Here is a 22,488-nt window from a genome sequence, read left to right on the forward strand (position 1 = left end):
CGTGAGCACGACACCGGAGCCCCGACCCCGGGAGACCCGCACCCGCGGCTCCCGGGGCCGCGGTGCGCGTCCGCGCACGGCCGCGGCACTCGTCGGGACGCTCGCGCTCGCCGCGGTGCTCGCTGGCTGCGGCAGTCCCTCCGGCGGCGGCACGGTGGCCCGCACCTACCCGTGGCACACCAGGATCGTCTCCACCACCTTCTGGGTCGGCGAGGTCTTCGACCCGGACGCCGACGACGGCAGCCAGGTCTACTCCACCTACGACGACGACTGGCAGGGCAGCTACGGCGGCTGCGACGGTGCCATCGTCGAGCGTGTCTGCCAGACCGAACGACGCCGAGCCGCGAACGGGTACTTCCCGACGCACATGAAGCCGAAGGAGAACCCGTTCTACCTCGACGTCCCGTACGACGACGTCAACGACCGCACCGGGTTCCGCGACCGCGACCGGGTCGTCCCCTGGGCGGGCGACCCCGCCTACCGGAAGCACCGCGGCGACGACGGCTTCAGCTACCTCAAGAACCGGTGGGTGCAGCTGAGCAAGGACGGGCGGACCTGCTACGGCCAGGTCCAGGACGCCGGCCCGGGCACCTACCACGACAGCGCCTACGTCTTCGGCCCCGGCAACGAGCGACCGGTCAACAAGCGGTACAACGGTGCCGGGGTCGACGTCTCCCCCGCGCTGAACGGCTGTCTCGGGTACGCCGAGCTCGACGGCGAGGACGACCGGGTCAGCTGGCGGTTCGTCGAGGCCGACGAGGTCCCGAACGGACCGTGGCGCCGCATCGTCACGACCAGCCAGGTGTCGCAGTGAGCGCACCTGCGACGAGCACACTCCCGAGAGGTCTGCTCCCAGTGAACCGCTGAGGACGGTCTGCGACGATGTCGGCTTGACCTCCCTGCCCGCATCCGCCGTCTTCGGTGCCCTGCTCATCGGCGCCGTGCTCCCCCTCGTGCCGTTCCTCGGTCGGGTCGCCCGCCTGGCCGCGACGATCGTGCACGAGGTCGGGCACTGCGTCGTCGTCGTCCCCTTCGGCGGCCGCATCCGACGCATCGACCTGCACCCGGACGGCTCCGGGGAAGCCTGGGTCCAGCTCGGACGGGTCCCCGGCGGCATCCGCTGGCTGGTGCGGCTGCTCAACCTCTTCGCCGGCTACAGCGCACCGATCTGGGCCGGCGTGCTGCTCGTCACCGGCGCCGTCGTCGGTTCGCCGTGGCTGCCCGTCGGCGTGCTCGGCGTCGTCGGCCTGGTCGCCCTGCTGTTCGTCCGGAACTGGTTCGGGCTGCTCGTGGTGATCGGGTTCGACGCGCTCGCCGTCTGGGTCGCCGTCCGCCCGTCGGACCTCACCCTCCTCGTGGTGGCCGCCCTGGGTGCCGCGCTCCTCGTCGACGGGCTCCGATCGCTCGTGCAGGTCGTCCGGTGGCTCCTCACCGGGGCGCGGGTGCAGACCGACTTCCACATCGCAGCGGCCGAGATGCACCTGCCCGCGGTCGTCTGGTTCGTGCTGTTCCTCGCCGTGAACGGGGTCGCGGTGTGGGCTGCCCGCGGGCCGCTGCTCGCCGTCGGCGACACCGTCCTCACCGGCGTCCGCGCCCTCCTCGGCACCTAGCGGGCACGACGGAGGCCAGGACCTGCGACCCACCGGGGCGTCGGCTTCCTGGCGACCGTTCGCGTGGACAGCGCGGTGACGGTCGGCGCCGAGAGCGACGACGTCCGGTCGTTCCCGGGCGACGCAGTGCCCGCACGGCCCGTGTCCGGGTCCGCCGAGCGACTCGCGGTCGTGCTGCGCGTCGCCGCCGGACGGTCGGCGGCCGCACCACGTCCCGCTCCGTAACCCGACGCCGCAATCGGCCCGCGACCACGCCGGGCCTGCGAGAGTACGGCGACGACCGGACGCGCGAGCGGCCGGACGACCCGGCACGGAGGTGGACGCATGACGGACGAACGACCCGGTTTCGCGACCGAGCAGGTGCACGGCGGCTTCATGCCCGACACCGCCCACGGGGCACGGGTGCCCGCGATCCACATGTCCTCCGGCTTCCTGTTCGACGACGCCGCCCAGGCCCGCGACCGGTTCGCCGGGACCGACGACGGCTACACCTACACCCGGCTCGGCAACCCGACGAACGCCGACGTCGAGCGGCGTGTCGCCCTCCTCGAGCGGGGCGCCGACGCGATCCTCGTGAGCAGCGGTCAGGCGGCCGCGACGGTCGCGTTCCTCGGGCTCCTCGCCGCCGGGGACCACGTCGTCAGCGCCGCGAGCATCTACGAGGGCACCCGCGGCCTGCTGTTGCAGAACCTCGGCCGGCTCGGCATCCAGGTCGACTTCGTCACCGACGCACGAGACCTCCAGGCCTGGGCCGCAGCCGTCCGGCCCGAGACCAAGCTGTTCTTCGCCGAGTCGATCCCGAACCCGAAGAACGACGTGCTCGACATCACCGGCGTCGCCGAGGTGGCCCATCGCGCCGGTGTCCCGCTCGTCGTCGACAACACCCTCGCGACGCCGTACCTCGTGCAGCCCGTCGAGCACGGAGCCGACATCGTCATCCACTCCGCCTCCAAGTTCCTCTCCGGGCACGGGGCCGGCCTCGGCGGGGTCGTCGTGGACGGCGGCCGGTTCGACTGGACCGCGAACCCGGAGCGCTGGCCGCACCTCACCCAGCCCGACCGTGCCCTCGGCGGCGCCAGCTACGTCGACCGTGCCGGCACCGGTGCCTTCCTCGCCTACGCGCGCGACGTCGTCGCCTCTCGCATCGGACCGACCCCCTCGCCGTTCAACGCCTTCCTCCTCCGCCAGGGCATCGAGACGCTGTCGCTCCGCGTCGAGCGGCACGTGGCGAACGCGCTGACGGTCGCGACCTGGCTGGAGGCGCAGCCCGAGGTGACGAGTGTCGACCACGCGGGTCTGGCCTCCAGTCCGTACCACGACCTCGCCCAGCGCTACCTGCCGCGCGGAGCCGGTTCCGTCTTCGCGTTCACGCTCGCCGGCGGCGAGCCGGCCGCGCACGCGTTCATCGACGCGGTCGAGCTGTTCAGCCGGATGACCCACCTGGGCGACGTGCGGTCGCTGGTGCTGCACCCGGCGACGACGACGCACGCCGGGCGCACGGCCGCCGAGCGGGCGGCGCAGGGCATCGACGACGGGCTCGTGCGCCTGTCGATCGGCATCGAGGACGCCACCGACCTGCTCCGCGACCTCGAGCGTGGGTTCGCCGCGGTGCGCGCGGTCACGACGGACGGCTCGGTCGTCGGCCGGGAGGGGCACCCCGCCCCCGCCACGGCGGTCACCGTCCTCGACGGGGCCCGCTGATGACCCGGATGCAGCACGTCGGGTACTTCTTCTCGCGTGGCTTCGGCCCGCAGGCATGGGGTCGAGCGGACTGGCACTGGGGCCACGACTGGACCAGACCGGAGATGTACCAGCAGTCCGTCCGTGCCCTCGAGGACGCCGGCCTCGACCTGGTCATCGCCGAGGACGCGATCTCGCTCGGGAACCCGACGACCCTCGACCTGCGGATCCGGCAGGCGTACGGCGGGCCGAAGCACGACCCGCTGCTGCTCGCGCCGTGGCTGTTCGCCGCGACACGGCACATCGGCATCGCCCCGACCGTGAACGCCGGGGTCACCCCGCCGTACCTGGCAGCCCGACAGCTGGCGACGCTCGCGCACCTGTCGTCGGACCGGCTCGGCGTTAACGTCGTCACCGACGTCGGCAGCGCTCGGCATGCCGGTCTCGAACCGCTGCCGCACGACGCCGCCTACGACCGCGCCGAGGAGTGGATCGGCCTGCTCCGTCGGCTCTGGCACTCGTGGGGGTCGGGACACCTGCAGTCCGAGTCGGACTGGCACTTCGCCGACGGATCCGAACTCGACGCCTTCACCCACGAGGGCCGGTACTTCCAGACCGCGGGGCCGCTGAACGCCCTGCCGCTCGAGTCCGACCCGGTCGTGGTCTCCCCCGGTGGCTCCGGCCGCGGACTCGGCTTCGCGGGCGCGCACTCCGACGTGCAGCTCGCGCTCGCTCCCCTGTCGGCCGCTGCGGTCGCCGCCTACCGGACGAAGGTGCACGCCGCCGCCGCCGAGGTCGGCCGCCGACCGGAGGACCTGCGCGTCCTGTTCGTGCTCAAGCCCGTCGTGGTGGGCTCACCGGAGGAGGCCGACCGCATCGTCGAAGCATCCCGGCACCCGACCGACGAGGACCTCCGCACGGTCGCGCTCGCGTGGTCGAGCGACTCCGAGACCGACCTGCTCGCCCTCGACCTCGACGCGCCGATACCGGCCGGCACCTTCGCCGACCACGTCTCGGCCGGCACCGTCCGGGGGCTCCTCGGGGACACCCCGGACGCACCCCTGCGCGAACTGCTCACGCGGAAGGCCCGCCTCGGCCGGGTCGCCGACCGCTCGGGCTTCGTCGGGACGGCGGAGGAGTTCGCGGACTTCATCGAGGAGCTCGGGTCGGACGCCGACAACGACGGGGTGATCCTGTCCGGTGACCTGCACCCGGCGCAGGTGTACCGGATGCTCGGCGACCTGGTGCCGGTGCTCCGCCAGCGCGGGATCCTCCGTCGCGAGTACGGCGCGGGCGGTCTGCGGCAGAACCTGTTCGACTTCTGACTTCCGCACGACGCAACCCCGGCGTCGGGACGGCACGTCACAGCGTTGCGTCCTGACGCCGGGGTTGCGTCGTGCGAAGCTACTTCTTCTTCTTGCCGTCCTTCTTCTTGCTGTCCTTCTTCTTGCCGTCCTTCTTCTTGCCGTCCTTCTTCTTGCCGTCCTTCTTCTTGCCGTCCTTCTTGTTGCTGTCCTTCTCGGCGGACGGCTTCTCCTGCTGCAGCGGGACGGGCTCGGGCGCCGCGGCGGACTCGACACCGTCGACCGGCTCGACGACGACGGCCGAACCGGTGTCCACGAGCACGTCGACCGCCTGTTCGCTGACGACCGGTGCCAGAGCGTCCTCGACGCGCTCGACCAGGACCTCGGCACCGGACTCGGCGAGCCGCAGCAGCGCCTGGGCAGCGCGCAGGCGCGTCGTCGACTTCCGTGCCAACGCATCCGCCCGGGCACCCTCCAGGAACGTCCGGAGCGCACGTTCGGGCGCCGACCGTCCACGCGGAGCGGAACGGTCCAGGCGGTCCAGCTCCCCCGCGATCCCGGCGACGTCGTCCTCGACCTGCTCGTGCCGGACCGACTCGAGCAACGCCGCGACCGCAGCCGCCGCACGTTCGACACCCGTGGTGCGCTGGTCCATCACGACGAGCATCTCGAACACCGCGCCGTAGGACATGGTCTCGAGACGCACCGGCTCGGCACCACGACCGCGCAGGACCAGCCGTGCGTCGGGCGTCGGCAGCCAGTCGACCACGGCGGCCACCGAGGCGACCGACCCCACGATGCGCTCGTACTCGGCCAGGCCGAGACGGTCCTGTTCCCGCAGACGGACTCGGATCGCGATCTCCTGCACGGTGTACCTCTCGTTCGGGACGGTGCCGACGGAGTGCGGCACCGTGCCCCGGAGCGTAGTCCTCGCACCCGGCAGGCCAGGATCGGCCCGTCCCGACACCGGTCCCGGTCCCGGACATGCCGAAGGCCCTGCACCATCCGGGAACGGTGCAGGGCCTTCGATGGCAACTCACGTGACAGCAGTCCGACGATCGGCAGGTGGTGGAGATGGGGGGAATCGAACCCCCGTCCATCGCTGCAATTCGACGTCTTCTACGGGCGTATCCGGATGTTCGTTCTGCTCGGCCCCGTCCGTTGCTACCGGCTTCTCGGACGACGGGCCCAGTCTCAGTGCAAGTCCCGCACGGCCCTGAGGCGCAACCGTGCAGCAAGTCCTCTGGATGACGCCGGAACTCAGGTTAGAAGACGATCACCTGGCCGACGGACTTCATGTGCTGGGCTGCTTACGCAGCGAGAGCGAAGTCAGTGCGCTTGGAATTGGCACTTGTTGTTTTCCACGGATCGTTGACGAGATGACCGTGGGTCCTCGGCCCGCTTCCCGTCGGCACACAGGCAATGTCGAAACCGATCATCCCCATGCAGGCCGTCGTGCGAACCGCTGTCACGCTGTTGAGTTGCCAAGCCTGGTGCCCGGAGGAACCGGGCCAGGCAGCTGTTCAGTCTACCGACTGATTGCGTTCCATGCTAGTCGAGCTGGCTGGTCACTCGCCGAGACGGTTGCGGGAGCGCATGGCCCGTTCGGCCTCGCGCTTGTCGGTCTTCTCGCGCAGGGCCTGGCGCTTGTCGAACTCGCGCTTGCCCTTCGCGACCGCGATCTCGACCTTGGCCCGACCGTCGTGGAAGTAGATCTTCATCGGCACGAGCGTGTAGCCACCCTGTGCAGTCTTGTGCGAGATCTTCACGATCTCCTGCTTGTGGAGGAGCAGCTTCCGCTTCCGACGGGGAGCATGGTTGTTCCACGTCCCCTCGGTGTACTCGGGGATGTGCACGGCGTCGAGCCACGCCTCCCCCGCGTCGACGAACGCGTACCCGTCGACGAGCGACGCCCGACCCTCGCGCAGCGACTTCACCTCGGTCCCGCTGAGCACCATGCCGGCCTCGTACGTGTCCTCGATGAGGTAGTCGTGGCGCGCACGACGGTTCGTCGCGACGACCTTCTCCCCGCGTTCCTTCGCCATGCCCGGCTCCTCTTCGTTCGGTGTGTCCGCGCTGCGCGCGAGCCGCCCAGCATATCGAACGCCGGGAGGCCCGCGCACCTTCCCGGGATCTCCCCGGTCTCGGTGTGCGGGCCTCCTGACGTGACGACCTGCGTGAGGGCCGGTGCTCGGCTCAGACCTTCAGGTACCGACGGATCGCGATGGAGGCCGAGACAGCCGCCAGGACGACACCGATCACGATGACCGCCGGGACGACGACCGCCGCGTCGTCCATCCCGATGAACGCCGTCCCGGAGAACCGCTTCGTCAGGTAGTTGCGGACGAAGAACCAGACCACGGCCGTGATCGCACCACCCGCGAGCACGGCTCCGACCGCGGCGGCGATCACCCCCTCGAGCACGAACGGCGTCTGGATGAACCGGTTCGAGGCTCCCACCAGCCGCATGATGCCGAGTTCCCGTCGTCTCGAGAACGCCGACAACCGGATCGTGGTGGCGATCAGGAGGACCGCCGCGACGAGCATCAGCCCCGCGATGCCGATCGCCGTGTACGACGAGGCGTTGAGCAGGTTGAAGATCGGCTGCAGGTACCCGCGCTGGTCGACGACGCTCTGCACGCCCGCGACCTTGGACAGGCTCTCGACCAGGACGTCGGCCTGCGACGGGTTCTTCAGGTTCACCCAGAACGTCTCGTTGAGGTACTCGGGCTTGACGAACTCCGTGGCGGGCGAGTCCTTGAACTGCTGCTTGAACCGTGTGTACGCGTCCTGCTGGTCCTCGAAGTACGCCTTCTCGATGTACGGCTTCAGCGTGGACGACTCGAGCTGCTGCTTGATCTGGGCACGCTGGTCGTCGGTCGCCTTCGCCCCGGTGCAGTTGCCCGTGGTGTCGGTGTCGGTGCAGAGGTAGACCGCGACCTGGGCCCGGTCGTACCAGTAGCCCTTCATCTGGTTGATCTGCATCTGGAGCAGGATCGCGGTGCCGACGAAGGTCAGCGAGATGAAGGTCACCAGGACGACGGAGACGACCATCGAGGCGTTCCGACGGAGGCCGGAACCGACCTCGGCCATGACGAGTCCGAGCCTCATCGGATGAGCCCCGGGATGGTCTGGATGCCGGTCGTGTTCGAGACGCCGCCACGCTGGATGGGCAGGGCCTGGGTCTGGTAGCCGCCGGCCTGCTCGTCACGGAGGACCGTGCCGCCGGAGAGCTCGATGACCCGCCGCTGCATCTGGTTCACGATGCTCGCGTCGTGCGTCGCCATCAGGATCGTCGTGCCTCCTTGGTTGATGCGTTCGAGCAGCGCCATGATGCCCGCCGACGTCGTCGGGTCGAGGTTGCCGGTCGGTTCGTCGGCCAGCAGGACGGCGGGCTTGTTCACGACGGCGCGGGCGATCGCCACGCGCTGCTGCTCGCCGCCGGAGAGCTCGTGCGGCATGCGGGTCGCCTTCCCGGAGAGCCCGACGAGCTTGAGCACGTCGGTGACGGACTCGCTGATGAAGCCCTTGCTCTTGCCGATCACCTGCAGCGAGAACGCGACGTTGTCGAAGACGTTCTTGTTCGGCAGCAGTCGGAAGTCCTGGAACACGACGCCGAGGTTGCGGCGGAAGTACGGGACCTTGCGGGACGAGAGCGCGCCGAGACGCTGTCCGAGGACGTGGATCTGCCCGCGGGAGGGCTTCTCCTCCTTGAGGACGAGCCGGAGGAAGCTCGACTTCCCGGAGCCGGACGCACCGACGAGGAAGACGAACTCACCCTTGAGGATCTCGAGGGTGACGTTGTCGAGAGCGGGACTCGGGTTGCCCGAGTACACCTTGGTGACCTGGTCGAATTTGATCATGACCGGATCAGGGTAGGTCGCGAACCGGTGTTCCTGCTCCAGGCGCGCGGCTCAGGAACCCGCGGGGTCGCTCAGATCGGTGCCGGATCGGGCTCAGTCCTCGTCGGGACGCTTGCGCCACCGGATGCCGGCGTTGATGAAGCCGTCCAGGTCACCGTCGAAGACCGCCGACGGGTTGTTGACCTCGTACTCGGTGCGCAGGTCCTTGACCATCTGGTACGGCGCCAGGACGTAGTTGCGGATCTGGTCGCCCCAGCTGGCCGTGATCGTGCCGGCCAGTTCCTTCTTCTTCGCGCTCTCCTCTTCCTTCTTCAGGAGCAGGAGGCGCGACTGCAGTACGCGCATGGCGGCGGCACGGTTCTGGATCTGCGACTTCTCGTTCTGCATCGAGACGACGGTGCCGGTCGGCAGGTGGGTCAGGCGCACGGCGGAGTCGGTCGTGTTGACGGACTGCCCACCGGGGCCGGAGGAGCGGAACACGTCGACACGGATGTCGTTCTCGGGGATGTCGATGACCGCGGTCTCCGGCATCAGCGGGATGACCTCCACCGCGGCGAAGGACGTCTGGCGCTTGCCCGCGGCACCGAACGGCGACATCCGGACCAGGCGGTGCGTGCCGGCCTCGACCGACAGCGTGCCGAACGCGTGCGGGCCGTCGACCTCGAACGTGGCGGACTTGATGCCGGCCTCTTCCGCGTAGGAGGTGTCCATCACGGTGACCTTCTGGTCGTGCTGCTCGGCGTAGCGCAGGTACATGCGCATGAGCATCTCGGCGAAGTCCGCCGCGTCGACCCCACCGGCACCGGCACGGATCGTGATCACGGCCGGACGGTCGTCGTACTCACCGTCGAGGAGCGTCTGGACCTCGAGCTCGCCCATGGTCTTCGTGATGGCCTTGAGTTCCTCGGCCGCCTCGTCGGCGGACTCCTGGTCCTCGGCCTCGTTCGCCATCTGGACCAGGACCTCGAGGTCGTCGAGGCGCTGTGCGGTGGCGGTCAGCTTCTTCAGCTCGGACTGTCGGTGCGCGAGCGCGCTCGTGACCTGCTGCGCGTGGTCGGTGTCGTCCCAGAGGTCGGGCGCACCGGCCTGCTCGCTGAGCTCGGCGATCTCACGCTCCAGCCGGTCGACGTCGACCACGGAGCGGATGTTCCCGAAGGTCACTCGGAGGGCGTTGACCTGCTCGCTGATGTCCAGTTCGACCATGGTCCCCGATCCTACCGGCCGGGCGTCCGGCTCGACGCCGGACTCAGCGCCCGAGCGACGGCTCCCGGCGCGCCAGACCCGCCGCACCGGCACGCTCGACGGCGACCGGCAGCGCCCGGAGGAAGGCGTCGACGTCCTGCTCGGTCGAGGTGTGCCCGAGGGTGATCCGGAGTGCGCCGCGGGCGTCGTCCTCACCGAGGCCCATCGCGAGCAGCACGTGCGAGGCCTCGGGCACCCCGGCCTGACAGGCCGACCCGGTGGACACGGCGACCCCGGCGGCGTCGAGCAGGAACAGCAGCGAGTCCCCCTCGCAACCCGGGAACGTGAAGTGCGCGTTGTTCGGCAGCCGGTCGACCGGGTCCCCCATCAGCACCGCGGACGGCACGGCGGCCCGGACCCCGTCGACCAACCGGTCCCGCAGGTGCCGGACGTCGGGGTGCGGTGCGGCGGCGGCGACCCCGAAGGCCGCGGCACCCGGGGCGTCCTGCGTGCCGCTCCGCACCTGGCGCTGCTGGCCGCCGCCGTGGATGAGCGGTTCGACGACCGCGCGTCGGCCGAGCACGAGCGCGCCGACCCCGACCGGACCACCGATCTTGTGCGCCGAGACGCTCAGCGCATCGAGCCCGGAGGCGGCGAAGTCCACCGGGACCTGCCCGTAGGCGGCGACCGCGTCGCTGTGCACCGGGACGCCGACCGCGTGCGCGAGCGCCACGATCCGCTCGACGGGCTGCATGGTGCCGACCTCGTTGTTCGCCCACAGGAACGTGACCAGGGCGACGTCGTCGGCGGAGGCGAGTCGGGCCTCCAGTCCGGCCAGGTCGACGCGACCCTGCGCGTCGAGCGGGACGACGTCGACGACGGCGCCCTCGTGGCGCTCCAGCCAGTCGACCGTGTCGACGGTGGCGTGGTGCTCCCCCGCCGGAACCACGATGCGGGGGCGCCGACGGTCGCGCTGCCGCGCCCAGAACAGCCCCTTCACCGCGAGGTTGATGCTCTCGGTCCCGCCCGAGGTGAAGACGACCTCCACCGGGTCGGCGCCGAGCGACGCGGCGACACGGGCACGACCGTCCTCGAGCAGCATCCGGGCGTGCTGGCCGGCACTGTGGATCGACGACGGGTTGCCGACCGTCGCCATCGCGTCGGTGAACGCGGCGAGCGCCGCGGGCAGGATCGGCGTCGTCGCGGCGTGGTCGAGGTAGACGGGCACGGGGTACCCCTTTCTGGAGCGTTTTCAGGATACCCGGTCGGCCTCGTACCCTGGGGGCGTGTACGAGACCGCGACCGAGACCACGCCCGGCTTCCGGGTCGACGACGGCGACCCCCGGATGACGGTGCGGTCCGCCTCGGCGACCGCGGTGACGGTGGTCGTCGACGGCCGGGGCGCCTTCCCCCTGGCACGCCAGGGCGACACCGACGAGTGGAGCGCCAGCACGCCCGGCGTGCAGGTCGGGGACACGTACCACCTGCTCGTGGACGGACCGTCGGGGCCACGGCACGATTTCGACCCGACGCGCCCGCTCCTCGACCCGTACGCACGCGGGATCGTCGCGACCGACGCCGACGCCGACGCCGAGGCCGGCGCCGACGGCACCCGCTGGACCAGCGTCGTCGTCGACGGCGACTTCGACTGGGGCGGCGTCACGAAGCCCGTCGTCCCCCTCGACCGGGCCGTCGTCTACGAGGCGAACGTCCGGACCTTCACGAGCGCGAACCCGGCCGTCCCCGAGGAGCTCCGTGGCACGTACGCCGGCATCGCGCACGAGAGCACCATCGCCCACCTGCAGCGCATCGGCGTGACGACGCTGGAGCTGCTGCCCGTGCAGGCGTTCGACACCGAGCGCTGGCTGCGCGAGGCCGGGCGCGAGAACGCGTGGGGCTACAACACGCTCGGCTTCTTCGCCCCGCACGCGGGCCACGCCTCCGCCGGAGCCCGGGCCGCCGGTGCCGACGGGGTGCTCCGCGAGTTCAAGGGCATGGTCCGACTGCTGCACGAGGCGGGGATCCAGGTGGTCCTCGACGTCGTCTACAACCACACCGCGGAAGAGGGTCTCGGCGGCCCCACGACCTCGCTCCGCGGGATCGACGGTGCCGGCCGCTACCGCTGGTCGGACACCGACACCTACTACGACACGACGGGCTGCGGCAACACCCTCGACACCTCGGTGACGGCGACCGCCGACCTGGTCCTCGACAGCCTGCGCTACTGGGCGCGTGAGGTCCAGGTCGACGGCTTCCGCTTCGACCTGATGGCGTCGCTGGCCCGCGACGCCGACCACGTGTTCGACCCCGAGCACCCGCTGCTCGAGCGGATCCGGAACCACCCCGACCTGCAGGACACGCTCGTCATCGCGGAACCGTGGGACGTCGGGCCGGACGGGTGGCGTACCGGTTCCTTCGGTGCCCGCACCCTCGAGTGGAACGACGGGTTCCGCGACACGGTCCGGAAGTTCTGGCTCGAGGACATCGCCGACGAACGCCGCCGCGGTGCCCCGGACGCCGGGATCGGGGCGCTCGCCGGGGCCCTCACCGGTTCCCGCCACCTGTTCGGGGCGGAGCGCGGCCCGCTGTCCGGCGTCAACTTCGTGACCGCCCACGACGGCTTCACCCTGCACGACCTGGTGTCCTTCGACGCGAAGCACAACGAGGCGAACGGCGAGGAGAACCGCGACGGCTCGAACGACAACCGTTCGTTCAACCACGGCATCGAGGGCGACACGGCGGATCGGGGCGTCCGTGCAGCGCGCGGGCGGTCGATGCGGAACCTGATGGCGACCGTCCTGCTCTCCGCCGGAGTCCCGATGATCACCGCAGGTGACGAGCGCAGCCGGACCCAGAACGGCAACAACAACGCCTACGTCGTGTCCGACGACCTGGCACCGGTGGACTGGTCGGACGACGAGGACGCCGAGTCCATGACCGAGGCGATGGCCGCCCTGACCCGGCTCCGCGCGGCGCACCCGGCGCTCCGTCCGTCGCGCTTCGGCGTCCCCGGGCAGACCACCCCCTCGGCGTCGCGGATGAGCTGGTACGGCCCGGACGGGCAGGCGATGACGGCCGAGGGCTGGGACCAGCCCATCCACCGTGCCCTGCAGTACTTCGTCGAGTCGACGCCGGAGCACGAGCCCTACGACCGCGTGCTGGTGGTCGTGCACGGCAGTGGACGCACCCGCGACCTGACGCTGCCGACGCGCGAGGACGTCTTCACGTACCGGCTGGCCTGGTCCAGCGAGAAGCACCGCGACCACGACCGACACCGCCCCGCCGGCACCGTGTTCACGGCCTACGGCCCCGGCATCCACGTCTTCGAGGTCGTCTGACGGTCGGCCGGCTCGGCACCGGGTCGGGAGGCGCGACACGCTTCCCGGGGAACACGGACGGCCCAGCCGGGTAGCGTCTGCTCCGTGGCCTCCGTAGACCGACCCCGGCGTCCGAAGATCGGGCGCATCCCGATCACCGAACTCGCCCCGACGACGCCGAACGGCTTCCCGGGCAAGGGCTTCGACGGGGAGGTGATCACGTTCGGTGCGACCGTCTTCCGGGAGGGGCACGGCATCATCGGCGCGGACCTCGTCCTCGTCCGGCCCCTCGGCCAGAAGCCCGAGACGACGCAGGCGGTCGCCCAGCAGACCCCCGCACCGGCGGCGCTGCAGCCCGTGGAGCGCACCCTCCGCGTCCCGCTCACGCTGGTCGCCGCGGGCACCGATCGCTACGAGGCGACCGTGCAGGTCGAGGGCACCGGTGTCTGGGAGTGGCACGTCGAGGCGTACTCCGACGACTGGGCGACCTGGGTGCACGGCGCCCGACTGAAGATCGCCGCCGGCGTCGACACCGAGGCGACCCTGCTCGACGGTGCCGCACTGCTCGACCGTCAGGGCTCCGCCGTGGCCACCCGTGCCGCGGCCCGCCTGCGGGACACCGACCTCGACGCGGCCGAACGCCTGGCCGCCGTGGACGACCCGCGCGTCGTCGCCGAGATCGCTGAGACACCGATCGACTCGCTGCGCACGAGCTCCGCCCTGCAGCTGCTCGACGTCGAGCGCACCCGCGCCGGCGTCGGCGCCTGGTACGAGTTCTTCCCCCGCAGCGAGGGCGCCAAGCGCAACCCGGACGGCTCGTGGAAGAGCGGCGACTTCCGGACCGCGGCCCGTCGTCTGCCCGCCGTGGCCCGGATGGGCTTCGAGATCGTCTACCTGCCGCCGATCCACCCGATCGGCCGGACCGCCCGCAAGGGCCCGAACAACACGTTGACCGCCGGACCGGACGACCCGGGCAGCCCCTGGGCGATCGGTGGGCCGGAGGGTGGCCATGACGCCATCCACCCGGACCTCGGCACCGAGGACGACTTCCGCGCCTTCGTCGAGACCGCGAAGAACACCGGCATGGAGGTCGCACTCGACTTCGCCCTGCAGTGCTCCCCCGACCACCCCTGGGTCACCGAGCACCCGGAGTGGTTCACGGTCCGCGCCGACGGCTCCATCGCCACGGCCGAGAACCCGCCGAAGCGGTACCAGGACATCTACCCGATCCAGTTCGACACCGACCCCGAGGGCCTGGTCGCCGAGGTGCTCCGTGTCCTGCGCCACTGGATCACGTTCGGCGTCAAGGTGTTCCGCGTCGACAACCCGCACACCAAGCCGCTGTGGTTCTGGGAGCGCGTGATCCGTGAGGTCCGCGACGAGCACCCGGACGTCGTGTTCCTCGCCGAGGCGTTCACCCGCCCGGCGATGATGCGCGCCCTGGCCGAGACCGGGTTCCAGCAGTCGTACTCGTACTTCACCTGGCGGAACACGAAGGAGGAGATCGAGACGTACTTCGACGAGCTCTCCCACGAGACGAGCGCCTACCTGCGCCCGAACCTCTTCGTGAACACGCCGGACATCCTCACCGAGTTCCTGCAGTACGGCGGCCGTGCCGGCTACAAGGTGCGCGCCGCCCTCGCCGCGACCGGCGCCCCGACGTGGGGCATGTACGCCGGGTACGAGCTCTTCGAGGACGTCGCCCGCCCGGGCTCCGAGGAGAACATCGACAACGAGAAGTACGAGTACAAGCCCCGTGACTTCGCGCTCGCCGAGGCGGAGGGCGCGAGCCTCGCCCCCTACGTGACGATGCTCAACCGCCTGCGGTCGGCGCACCCTGCGCTCCGGCAGCTGCGGAACACCACCGTGCACAGTGCCGAGGACGACGCCATCGTCGTGTACTCCAAGCACCTGCCCGGCCGGTTCACCCGGTCCGGTCGGGACGACACGGTGATCGTCGTGGCGAACGTCGACCCGCACTCCGCTCGTGAGACGACCGTGCACCTCGACCTCACCGCCCTCGGGCTCGAGCCCGGCACCGAGTTCGACGTCCGCGACGTCGTGACCGGTGCCCGCTGGACCTGGGGCTCCTCGAACTACGTGCGCCTGGATGCCTTCCAGGAGCCCGTGCACCTGCTCGTCGTGGAAGGACCGCACCGATGACCGATCCCAACAGCACCGGGCAGAACAGCGCAGCACTGGACGGCGCACCACAGCCGCCCCGTGGACCGGGCCTGCCGCCGGTCCCGCCGCCGCCGCCCGCGATCCCCCGTCAGGTCGTCCGCACCGAGCCGAACACCTCGGCACCGGGTGAGGACCTCCCGGGCGTTCCGGCCGCCGCACCCGAGACACCCTCACGCGACGTGCCGGAGTCGGCCACCCTCGCCGGCGGAGTGACGACGGACGCACCGGACGAGACGGAGGCGACCGCCGCCTCCCGGACGGACGGCGCGCCCGCCACGTCCCCCAGCACCACCGCCGCCACGACGGAACCGGTACCCGGTCCCGTCGACGAGTGGATCCGCCAGCAGGTCGCCGAGGGCCGGTGGTCCCAGCCGCACGACGTGCTCGGCCCGCACCCGGTCGACGGTGGCACGAGCGTCCGCGTGGTCCGCCACCTGGCGACCGCGGTCCGCATCGTCCGACCGGACGGCGACGACGTCGAACTCCGTCATGAGGGCGAGGGCGTCTGGGCCGGCGCGACCCGCGGCGAGCTCGGCCGCTACCGCGTCGAGGCCGACTACGAGGACGACGAGACCTGGACCACCGACGACGCGTACCGGTTCCCGCCGACGCTCGGCGAGCTCGACCTGCACCTGTTCGGCGAGGGCCGCGACGAGCAGCTCTGGCACCACCTCGGTGCGCACGTCCAGACCGTGGACGGCGTCGACGGCGTGGCGTTCGCCGTGTGGGCTCCGCGTGCCACCGCGGTCCGCGTGATCGGCGACTTCGAGGGCTGGGAGGGCCGCACCACCGCGATGCGCCGTCTGAACGACCTCGGCGTGTGGGAGTTGTTCTGGCCCGGTGCCCTCGAGGGGCAGCGCTACAAGTTCCAGATCCTCACCGACAGCGGTTGGGTGGAGCGGGCCGACCCGTTCGCCCGCCGGACCGAGGTCCCGCCGCTCACCGCCTCCGTGATCACGAGCGCACACCACACCTGGTCGGAGGGTGACGAGCGGTGGATGGCCGCGCGTGCCACCACGACCACCCACGACGCACCGATGAGCGTCTACGAGGTGCACCTCGGCTCGTGGCGTCCGGGGTTGAGCTACCGCGAGGTCGCGGACGACCTCATCGGGCACGTCCAGTACACGGGCTTCACCCATGTCCAGTTCCTGCCGCTCGCCGAGCACCCGTTCGGCGGGTCGTGGGGCTACCAGGTCACCGGCTACTACTCGCCGACGGCACGGTTCGGCTCACCCGACGACCTGCGGTACCTCATCGACCGACTGCACTCGGCCGGCATCGGCGTGATCATGGACTGGGTCCCCGGTCACTTCCCGAAGGACGAGTGGGCGCTGGCGAAGTTCGACGGCTACGCACTGTTCGAACACCCGGACCCCCGCCGCGGCGAGCAGCTCGACTGGGGCACCTACGTGTTCGACTTCGGGCAGCCGCAGGTGCGCAACTTCCTCGTCGCGAACGCGCTGTACTGGCTCGAGGAGTTCCACATCGACGGCCTCCGGGTCGACGCGGTGGCCTCGATGCTGTACCTCGACTACTCCCGCACCGAGTGGCTGCCGAACATCCACGGCGGCCGCGAGAACCTCGAGGCGATCTCGCTCCTGCAGGAGACGAACGCGACCGCCTACAAGCGCTACCCCGGCATCGTGATGATCGCCGAGGAATCGACCTCGTGGCCCGGCGTCACCCGGCCGACGAGCGCCGGCGGGCTCGGCTTCGGGCAGAAGTGGAACATGGGCTGGATGCACGACACGCTGCAGTACGTCGAGCGTGACCCGGCCTTCCGCTCGTACCACCACGACGAGATCACGTTCTCGTTCGTCTACGCCTTCAGCGAGCAGTTCACCCTGCCGATCAGCCACGACGAGGTCGTGCACGGCAAGGGCTCGCTCTACGGCAAGATGCCCGGCGACGAGTGGCAGAAGCTCGCCAACGTGCGCGCCTACCTGGCGTTCATGTGGGCGCACCCCGGCAAGCAGCTGCTCTTCATGGGCCAGGAGTTCGCGCAGCCCTCGGAGTGGAGCGAGGCGAACGGCCTCGACTGGTGGCTCCTCGACGACCCGGGCCACCGCGGCGTGCAGGACCTGGTCGCCGAGCTGAACCGCGTCTACAAGGAGAACCCGGCGCTCTGGACGTTCGACGCCAGCGCCGAGGGCTTCGAGTGGCTCGAGAGCGGTGACGCGCCGCACTCGACGCTCGGGTTCCTCCGCAAGGCGGGCGACGAGAAGCTGGCGGTCTTCGTCAACTTCTCCGGCGTCCCCGTCGAGCACCGCTTCGGGCTGCCGACGGCGGGCACCTGGAACGAGGTGCTCAACACCGATGCGTCGGCGTACGGCGGTTCTGGTGTCGGCAACCTCGGCTCGGTCGAGGCCGAGGACGTCCCGTGGGCGGGCCGCCCCGCCTCCGCGAACCTCGTCGTGCCGCCGCTCGGCGCGGTCTGGCTGCGACTGGCCGAGTAACGCACACCTCCCCCGCGGGGGCACACGGAACGGACGGGAGGCCCGGTACCAGCTGGTACCGGGCCTCCCGTCTGTCCTGTGTCGCGTCGAGCGCGCCGCGGCTCAGTAGAGCGCGTTGGCGAGTCGCCGTCGCGCCGCGACGACGCGCGGGTCCTCGGCACCGATCAGCTCGAAGTACTCGACCAGCCGCACGCGGAGGGCTTCACGGTCCTCACCGAAGACCGTCGGGACGAGGTCGAGGAGACGTCCGAAGGCGTCCTCGACGTGCCCTCCGCTGATGTCGAGGTCGGCGACCGCGAGCTGCGCCGCCACGGCCGACGGACCGGCGCCGGCTGCTGCCCGGATCTCGTCCGCCGTCTTGCCGGCGAGACGGTCGAGCAGCGAGACCTGCGCCAGACCGGCGACGGCCATCTGGTCGTGCGGATCCTGCAGGATCGCGGTGCGGTACTCGCTGATCGCGGTGGCGTAGTCGCCGGCCTCGATCGCGTCGTACGCGGCCTGGTGGTGCGGCGGCAGCGGCTCCGGTTCCGGCTCGCCCTGCTCGGCGTCGTCCGCCTCGATCGCGCCGTCGACCTGGACCCGGCCGGCGATGCCGTTCTGCTCCGCCGCCTGCAGGACCTGCTCGAACACGTCGCGGACCTCGGCCTCGGGCAGTGCGCCGACGAAGAGCCCGAGCGGGCGGCCACCGATCACCGCGGCGACCGTCGGGATCGACTGCGCCTGGAACGCCTGGACGAGCTGCGGGTTGGTGTCCGCGTCGACCTTGGCGAGGACGATGCGACCCGCGTACTCCTCGGTCAGTCGTTCGAGGACCGGCGAGAGCTGCTTGCACGGGCCGCACCACTCGGCCCAGATGTCGACGATGACCGGGACGACGGTGGAGAGCTGGACGATGTCCTGGAAGCTCTGATCCGTGACGTCCATCACGAGGGACGGGACGCTCAGTACGCCGTCACCAGCGGCTCCGGCTGCCGGAGCACCGGCGGCAGGCCCGCTCGGGGCTGCCGCCGCCGGGACGCCGGGGCCCTGCGGCGGACGCTGCGCCCGGTCGACGAGGGACGAGAGGTCGACCGCTCCACGCAAGCTGGACGGGGTCGGGGGGACGTTGGTCATTGCACCTCACTCGCTGCGATCAGGCCCTGAGTGAACCCGAGGAGTTCTATCTTGTCGTCCGAGCCCACGGGGGGCACGGAGAAGAGCAACTGGACGCCGTACGTGGCCGTCACGCCCTTGGTGCTGGAGTCCACACCCGACAGCGCCTTGACAGCACCCTCGGGGTTGACCTCGGCACCGTCCGCCGTCGGGGTGACCTTCTCGACCTCGTTGAGGTCGACGGACACGAGCGCACCGGCGGTGTTCGTCGCGAGGGCCAGGGCGGTGTCCTCGGGCACCTCGGACGAGTACTCGATCTTCGCGGTGTCCGGCAGCCCCTTCGCCTTCTCGTCCTTGTAGGACTTGCCGATGCGCGATCGCAGGTCGTCCCCGTCGCTGTCGAACAGGTCGGCCGACTCGCTCTCGGTGTCCTTCGAGAGGATGTCGCCGTACGCCGCGGCGACGGCGTTCGGCGCCAGCGCCAGGAGCTTCGTGTCCGGAGCGAGCTGAGCGGCACCGACGGAGGTCGGCGCGAGCGACGGCAACTGTGCATCGGCCTCGAGCGAGACCGCGTACTCGACCTTGTAGTCGGAACGGGCGTCCTGCTGCACGAGGGTCAGCGCCTGCGGGGCCGTCTTCTTGTCGGTGCAGTCCGCGGCGACCACGGCGAACACGGTCCGCGGCCAGGTGTCGGTCTGCTGCGGCAGCGCGACGCACACGTCGTCGGCGTCCACGGCGGGCAGGGCCTGCGCCTTGTCGTCACTGTCGCGGATGGTGTAGTTCGCCTTGCGGATCTCGAGCGCCGGACCGGTGAAGCGGGTGGCGGCGAGGTCGGCGTCCTTGTCGGCGTCGGCCTTCTCGGCGACCTCCGCCACGCGGGACACGATGCGGCCGATCTGCTGCTTCGTCGCGGCGGTCGAGGTGTCCGCGGCAGCGGCACCGGTCGCCGTGGCGGTCGGTGTCGGGGTGACGTCCGCGCCACCGCCGGTCGGCCAGTACTCCGAGGAGCAGCCGCTCAGCACGAGTGCACCGGCGACGAGGACCGGCACGGCGATGATCGCGCGGCGACCACGTCGGCTGCGGGCCGGCACCTGGGCTCCGGCCGCGGCGGCTCGACGGGAGGCACGCACGCGCGGCGGGCGCCCGCCCCCGCTCCGACGACGCGGGCCACGGGACCGGCGCTGGTGCAGGAAGGCCCAGACGAGCAGCACCAGGCCGCCGAGCACGAAGACCCCTCCGGCGGTCAGCAGCGGACCCACGGAGGGCGTGGCGGTGTCGCGCGGCCACGTCACGGAGATGTCCGAGGGTGCGGCGTCCGAGCCGTCGCCCATCACCACGAGCGACACGTCGGCCGGCAGCCGGACGGTGAACTGACGGGCATCGTCGTACTCCTGGTACCAGAGGTCGCTGCCCTTCGGGTCGGGCAGGTCGGAGCCGGATCCGGTGGTGCGGGACTGCAGGGAGGCGTCCTCGGCGTCGTAGCGGAGGGTGGTGTGTTCGGCGTCACCGATCCACGCGTCGACGTCCGACGTCTTGCCGTAGGCGGCGAACACCTTGCCGGAGCCCGAGACGTTGACGCGCTGGTAGCCGGGGTTCGCGTTGAGGACGCTGCCGGGCAGCACGGTCACGGGAGCGGCGTTCGTCCCGCTCGTCGCCGCGACGATCGAGGTGGGTGGCGCGAACACGGTCCGCTGCCCGACTCCCAGGCCGACGAGGAGCACCCCGATGACGAAGCTGACGATCGCCAGGACGAATCGCACGGATCTCTCTCCCTCCGCGCCGGGGTGGGTGGATCGGCGCAGGACAACGGCCCAGGGTACCCAGGACAGCTGGGAGGCGCATCCCCGGGTCCGCCGCATGCCTCAGGAGCCGACGCGGACGCACCACTACAATCGGGGTCCGGACTGCACGGGGTGGTCCGGGACGACCACAGGGAGCGACACGTGGCGAACGACGAGGCAGAGTTCGGGACCGAGCTGCGGGGCTACCGCAAGGACGAGGTCGAACGGGCTCTGAACGACCTCCGCCGCGAACTGATCAAGTCGAACACCGACCGGGCCGAGGCGGCGAAGGAGATCCGTCTCCTGCAGTCCCGTGTCTCGGACCTGCAGGGCGAGCTCGACGAGGCCGGCACCCCCACCTACAGCGGCCTCGGCACCCGGCTCGAGTCCACCCTCCGCGTCGCGGAGGAGCAGTCCACCCGACTGATCAGCCAGGCCGACATCGACGCCCAGCGGCTCCGCGCCACCAGCCGCACCGAGGCCGAGCGCACCCTGCGCGAAGCCCGCGACGAAGCCCAGGTCACGCTCGAGGACGCCCGCACCCGTGCGACCAACGAGCTCTCCCGCGCCCGTGCCGAGTCCGCCGACACCGTCGAGCGCGCCCGCTCCGAGGCCGGCATCCTCGTGCAGGACGCCCGCAACGAAGCCGCCGCCATCCGTGGAGCCGCCGTCACCGAGGCCGCCGAGGTCCGCTCGGTCGCCATCCGCGAGACCAACGCCCTCCGCGCCCAGGTCGAGCACGAGGTCGCCGAACTCCGCGAGGTCGCCCAGCGTGAGTCCGCCGATGCCCGTCGTGCCGCCGCCGACCTCGACCGCGAGACCGAGCACCGCCGCAGCGTCTTCGAGGCCGACCAGGCCCGTCGCCTCGAGGACCTCGACCGCGAGGAGCGCACCCGCCGTGAGCAGCTGGAACGCACGCTGACCGAAGCCCGCACCGCATGGGAGCGCGAGCACGGTGAGGCGCGCCGCGCCCTCGAACTCGAACTCGAGACCCGTCGGGCGGAACTGGCCGCGGAGGTCGACCAGCGCCGGGCCGGACTCGCCGCCGAGATCGACGACCGTCGGAGTGCCCTCGACGAGGAGCTGGCCGCCGCCCGCGCCGAGTGGGACCGCGAGCTCGCCGTCGCCCGAACCGACCTCGAGCAGGAGATCGCGGCCGCGCGTGCCCAGCTCCGGGTCGACTCCGAGCAGACCGCGGCCGAGAACGCCCGCCGGGTGCAGGAGACCACCGACCGGATCGAGCGCGAGACCGCCGAGCACGTCGCCCGCATCGAACGTGAGCGCGCCGCCGCCACCGCCGAGGCCGAGCGCGCCGCCCGGGAACACGAGAACGAACTCGCCGCCCGTCGGGAACGCGAGCACGCCGAGGTCGACACCGAGATCGCCGACCGTCGCACGGCGGAACTCGACGACCTGTTGGCCGAGCGCACCGCCCTCCGCCAGGAGATCGACACGGCCCGCGCCGGTCTCGCCCAGGAACGCGACGAGGTGCGTGCCGAGATCGCCCGCGAACGTGACGACGCCCGCGCGGCCCTCGAGACCGAACTCGCCGCGCGCCGCGACGACGCCGAGCAGGAGTACCTCGACCGGCACCGTGCCACGGTCACCGAGACGCAGAAGTACCTGGATGAGGCGAACCTCCAGCTCGCCGAGGCCACCCGCCGCGCCACCACGGCACGTGAGACCGCCGACCGCCTCGAGCGGGAAGCCACGGACCTCGCCCGCCGACAGGAGACCGCCGCGCAGGAGCACGCCGCCGACCTGGTGCGCGAGGCACAGGAGCGTGCGCACCGCCTCGTCGCAGACGCCGAGGACCGGACCGCCGAGCTCTTGGCCGATGCGGAGGACCGGCTGGGGGCGATCCGGACCGAGCGGGAAGCCGTGGCGGGGTACCTGGAGAACCTCCGTGGCGTCCTGAGCCATGCAGCTGGCGTCATCGACGAGCAGGCGCCGGCGCAGGGCGACCGGTCGGACTCCGACGAGCGGGACGACAGGGTCCGCTGACGACGCCGTCCG

General features: G+C 71.2%; 16 protein-coding genes and 1 other RNA gene. 8 read left to right on the plus strand and 9 right to left on the minus strand.

The window, feature by feature from the left end; all coding sequences use genetic code 11:
- Nucleotide 1 precedes the first annotated feature (1 nt).
- From DEJ25_RS03980 to DEJ25_RS03995, 4 genes are all read left to right on the plus strand, one after another.
- On the plus strand, nt 2-814 hold the full coding sequence (locus tag DEJ25_RS03980; protein WP_110902067.1) for a hypothetical protein: 813 nt from the start codon (nt 2-4) through the stop codon (nt 812-814).
- Between the two features lie 76 nt (nt 815-890).
- Entirely contained in the window at nt 891-1,610 is a 720-nt protein-coding gene (locus tag DEJ25_RS03985; protein ID WP_181427339.1) for a M50 family metallopeptidase, read from the plus strand.
- A 324-nt stretch (nt 1,611-1,934) separates the two neighbouring features.
- Nucleotides 1,935-3,311, plus strand: a complete 1,377-nt coding sequence (locus tag DEJ25_RS03990; protein WP_111043848.1) for an O-acetylhomoserine aminocarboxypropyltransferase/cysteine synthase family protein — start codon at nt 1,935-1,937, stop codon at nt 3,309-3,311.
- The gene (locus DEJ25_RS03995) at nt 3,311-4,615 is read left to right on the plus strand and encodes an LLM class flavin-dependent oxidoreductase (RefSeq protein ID WP_111043849.1); all 1,305 of its coding nucleotides are present in this window, start codon (nt 3,311-3,313) and stop codon (nt 4,613-4,615) included. Before DEJ25_RS03990 ends, DEJ25_RS03995 begins: the two co-directional genes overlap by 1 nt.
- 79 nt (nt 4,616-4,694) lie before the next feature.
- Here DEJ25_RS03995 and DEJ25_RS04000 read toward each other — a convergent pair whose 3' ends face one another.
- From DEJ25_RS04000 to DEJ25_RS04030, 7 genes are all read right to left on the minus strand, one after another.
- On the minus strand, nt 4,695-5,504 hold the full coding sequence (locus tag DEJ25_RS04000; protein ID WP_111043850.1) for a hypothetical protein: 810 nt from the start codon (nt 5,502-5,504) through the stop codon (nt 4,695-4,697).
- A gap of 156 nt (nt 5,505-5,660) precedes the next feature.
- Nucleotides 5,661-6,037, minus strand: a transfer-messenger RNA (tmRNA) gene (ssrA, locus tag DEJ25_RS04005).
- 125 nt (nt 6,038-6,162) lie between these two features.
- Nucleotides 6,163-6,639 (minus strand): SsrA-binding protein SmpB, encoded by a 477-nt coding sequence (gene smpB / locus DEJ25_RS04010; RefSeq protein ID WP_110902063.1) that lies wholly within the window; start codon nt 6,637-6,639, stop codon nt 6,163-6,165.
- A gap of 151 nt (nt 6,640-6,790) precedes the next feature.
- On the minus strand, nt 6,791-7,705 hold the full coding sequence (gene ftsX, locus DEJ25_RS04015) for a permease-like cell division protein FtsX (RefSeq protein WP_110902062.1): 915 nt from the start codon (nt 7,703-7,705) through the stop codon (nt 6,791-6,793).
- Nucleotides 7,702-8,457 carry a cell division ATP-binding protein FtsE gene (gene ftsE, locus DEJ25_RS04020; protein WP_110825177.1) on the minus strand — a complete coding sequence of 252 codons (756 nt, stop codon included), beginning with the start codon at nt 8,455-8,457 and terminating at the stop codon, nt 7,702-7,704. The genes ftsX and ftsE overlap by 4 nt, the downstream gene beginning before the upstream one ends.
- Nucleotides 8,458-8,550: 93 nt before the next feature.
- Nucleotides 8,551-9,660 (minus strand): peptide chain release factor 2, encoded by a 1,110-nt coding sequence (gene prfB, locus DEJ25_RS04025; RefSeq protein WP_110902061.1) that lies wholly within the window; start codon nt 9,658-9,660, stop codon nt 8,551-8,553.
- A gap of 43 nt (nt 9,661-9,703) precedes the next feature.
- Nucleotides 9,704-10,867, minus strand: a complete 1,164-nt coding sequence (locus DEJ25_RS04030; protein WP_111043851.1) for a cysteine desulfurase family protein — start codon at nt 10,865-10,867, stop codon at nt 9,704-9,706.
- Nucleotides 10,868-10,925: 58 nt separating this feature from the next.
- Here DEJ25_RS04030 and DEJ25_RS04035 point away from each other — a divergent pair, with 58 nt between their 5' ends.
- The 3 genes from DEJ25_RS04035 to glgB all read left to right on the plus strand — a co-directional run bounded on the left by DEJ25_RS04035 (nt 10,926) and on the right by glgB (nt 17,599).
- Nucleotides 10,926-12,977, plus strand: a complete 2,052-nt coding sequence (locus tag DEJ25_RS04035) for a glycogen-debranching protein (RefSeq protein ID WP_111043852.1) — start codon at nt 10,926-10,928, stop codon at nt 12,975-12,977.
- Nucleotides 12,978-13,061: 84 nt separating this feature from the next.
- A complete protein-coding gene (locus tag DEJ25_RS04040; protein ID WP_111043853.1) occupies nt 13,062-15,119 on the plus strand; it encodes a maltotransferase domain-containing protein in 2,058 nt (685 codons plus the stop codon).
- Nucleotides 15,116-17,599: a 1,4-alpha-glucan branching protein GlgB gene (gene glgB / locus DEJ25_RS04045; protein ID WP_258366086.1), complete on the plus strand. Its 2,484-nt coding sequence runs from the start codon at nt 15,116-15,118 to the stop codon at nt 17,597-17,599. Before DEJ25_RS04040 ends, glgB begins: the two co-directional genes overlap by 4 nt.
- A 102-nt stretch (nt 17,600-17,701) precedes the next feature.
- Here glgB and DEJ25_RS04050 read toward each other — a convergent pair whose 3' ends face one another.
- Together DEJ25_RS04050 and DEJ25_RS04055 are read right to left on the minus strand one after the other, a co-directional pair.
- Nucleotides 17,702-18,712: a tetratricopeptide repeat protein gene (locus DEJ25_RS04050; RefSeq protein WP_111043854.1), complete on the minus strand. Its 1,011-nt coding sequence runs from the start codon at nt 18,710-18,712 to the stop codon at nt 17,702-17,704.
- Nucleotides 18,709-20,451: a hypothetical protein gene (locus tag DEJ25_RS04055; RefSeq protein WP_110902056.1), complete on the minus strand. Its 1,743-nt coding sequence runs from the start codon at nt 20,449-20,451 to the stop codon at nt 18,709-18,711. The genes DEJ25_RS04050 and DEJ25_RS04055 overlap by 4 nt, the downstream gene beginning before the upstream one ends.
- A gap of 183 nt (nt 20,452-20,634) precedes the next feature.
- Between DEJ25_RS04055 and DEJ25_RS04060 the strand changes: the two genes are divergently transcribed.
- Entirely contained in the window at nt 20,635-22,476 is a 1,842-nt protein-coding gene (locus tag DEJ25_RS04060; protein ID WP_181427340.1) for a hypothetical protein, read from the plus strand.
- Nucleotides 22,477-22,488: the final 12 nt, after the last annotated feature.

Origin of the sequence: Curtobacterium sp. MCPF17_011, from assembly GCF_003234145.1 — a bacterium.
Classification (GTDB): Bacteria; Actinomycetota; Actinomycetes; order Actinomycetales; family Microbacteriaceae; genus Curtobacterium.

Bases quoted from the DNA above. Each gene is read 5' to 3' on its own strand.
- ftsX (WP_110902062.1), bottom strand. From the start codon at position 7,705: ATGAGGCTCGGACTCGTCATGGCCGAGGTCGGTTCCGGCCTCCGTCGG.
- DEJ25_RS03990 (WP_111043848.1), top strand. From the start codon at position 1,935: ATGACGGACGAACGACCCGGTTTCGCGACCGAGCAGGTGCACGGCGGC.
- DEJ25_RS03995 (WP_111043849.1), top strand. From the start codon at position 3,311: ATGACCCGGATGCAGCACGTCGGGTACTTCTTCTCGCGTGGCTTCGGC.
- glgB (WP_258366086.1), top strand. From the start codon at position 15,116: ATGACCGATCCCAACAGCACCGGGCAGAACAGCGCAGCACTGGACGGC.
- DEJ25_RS04050 (WP_111043854.1), bottom strand. From the start codon at position 18,712: ATGACCAACGTCCCCCCGACCCCGTCCAGCTTGCGTGGAGCGGTCGAC.
- smpB (WP_110902063.1), bottom strand. From the start codon at position 6,639: ATGGCGAAGGAACGCGGGGAGAAGGTCGTCGCGACGAACCGTCGTGCG.
- ftsE (WP_110825177.1), bottom strand. From the start codon at position 8,457: ATGATCAAATTCGACCAGGTCACCAAGGTGTACTCGGGCAACCCGAGT.
- prfB (WP_110902061.1), bottom strand. From the start codon at position 9,660: ATGGTCGAACTGGACATCAGCGAGCAGGTCAACGCCCTCCGAGTGACC.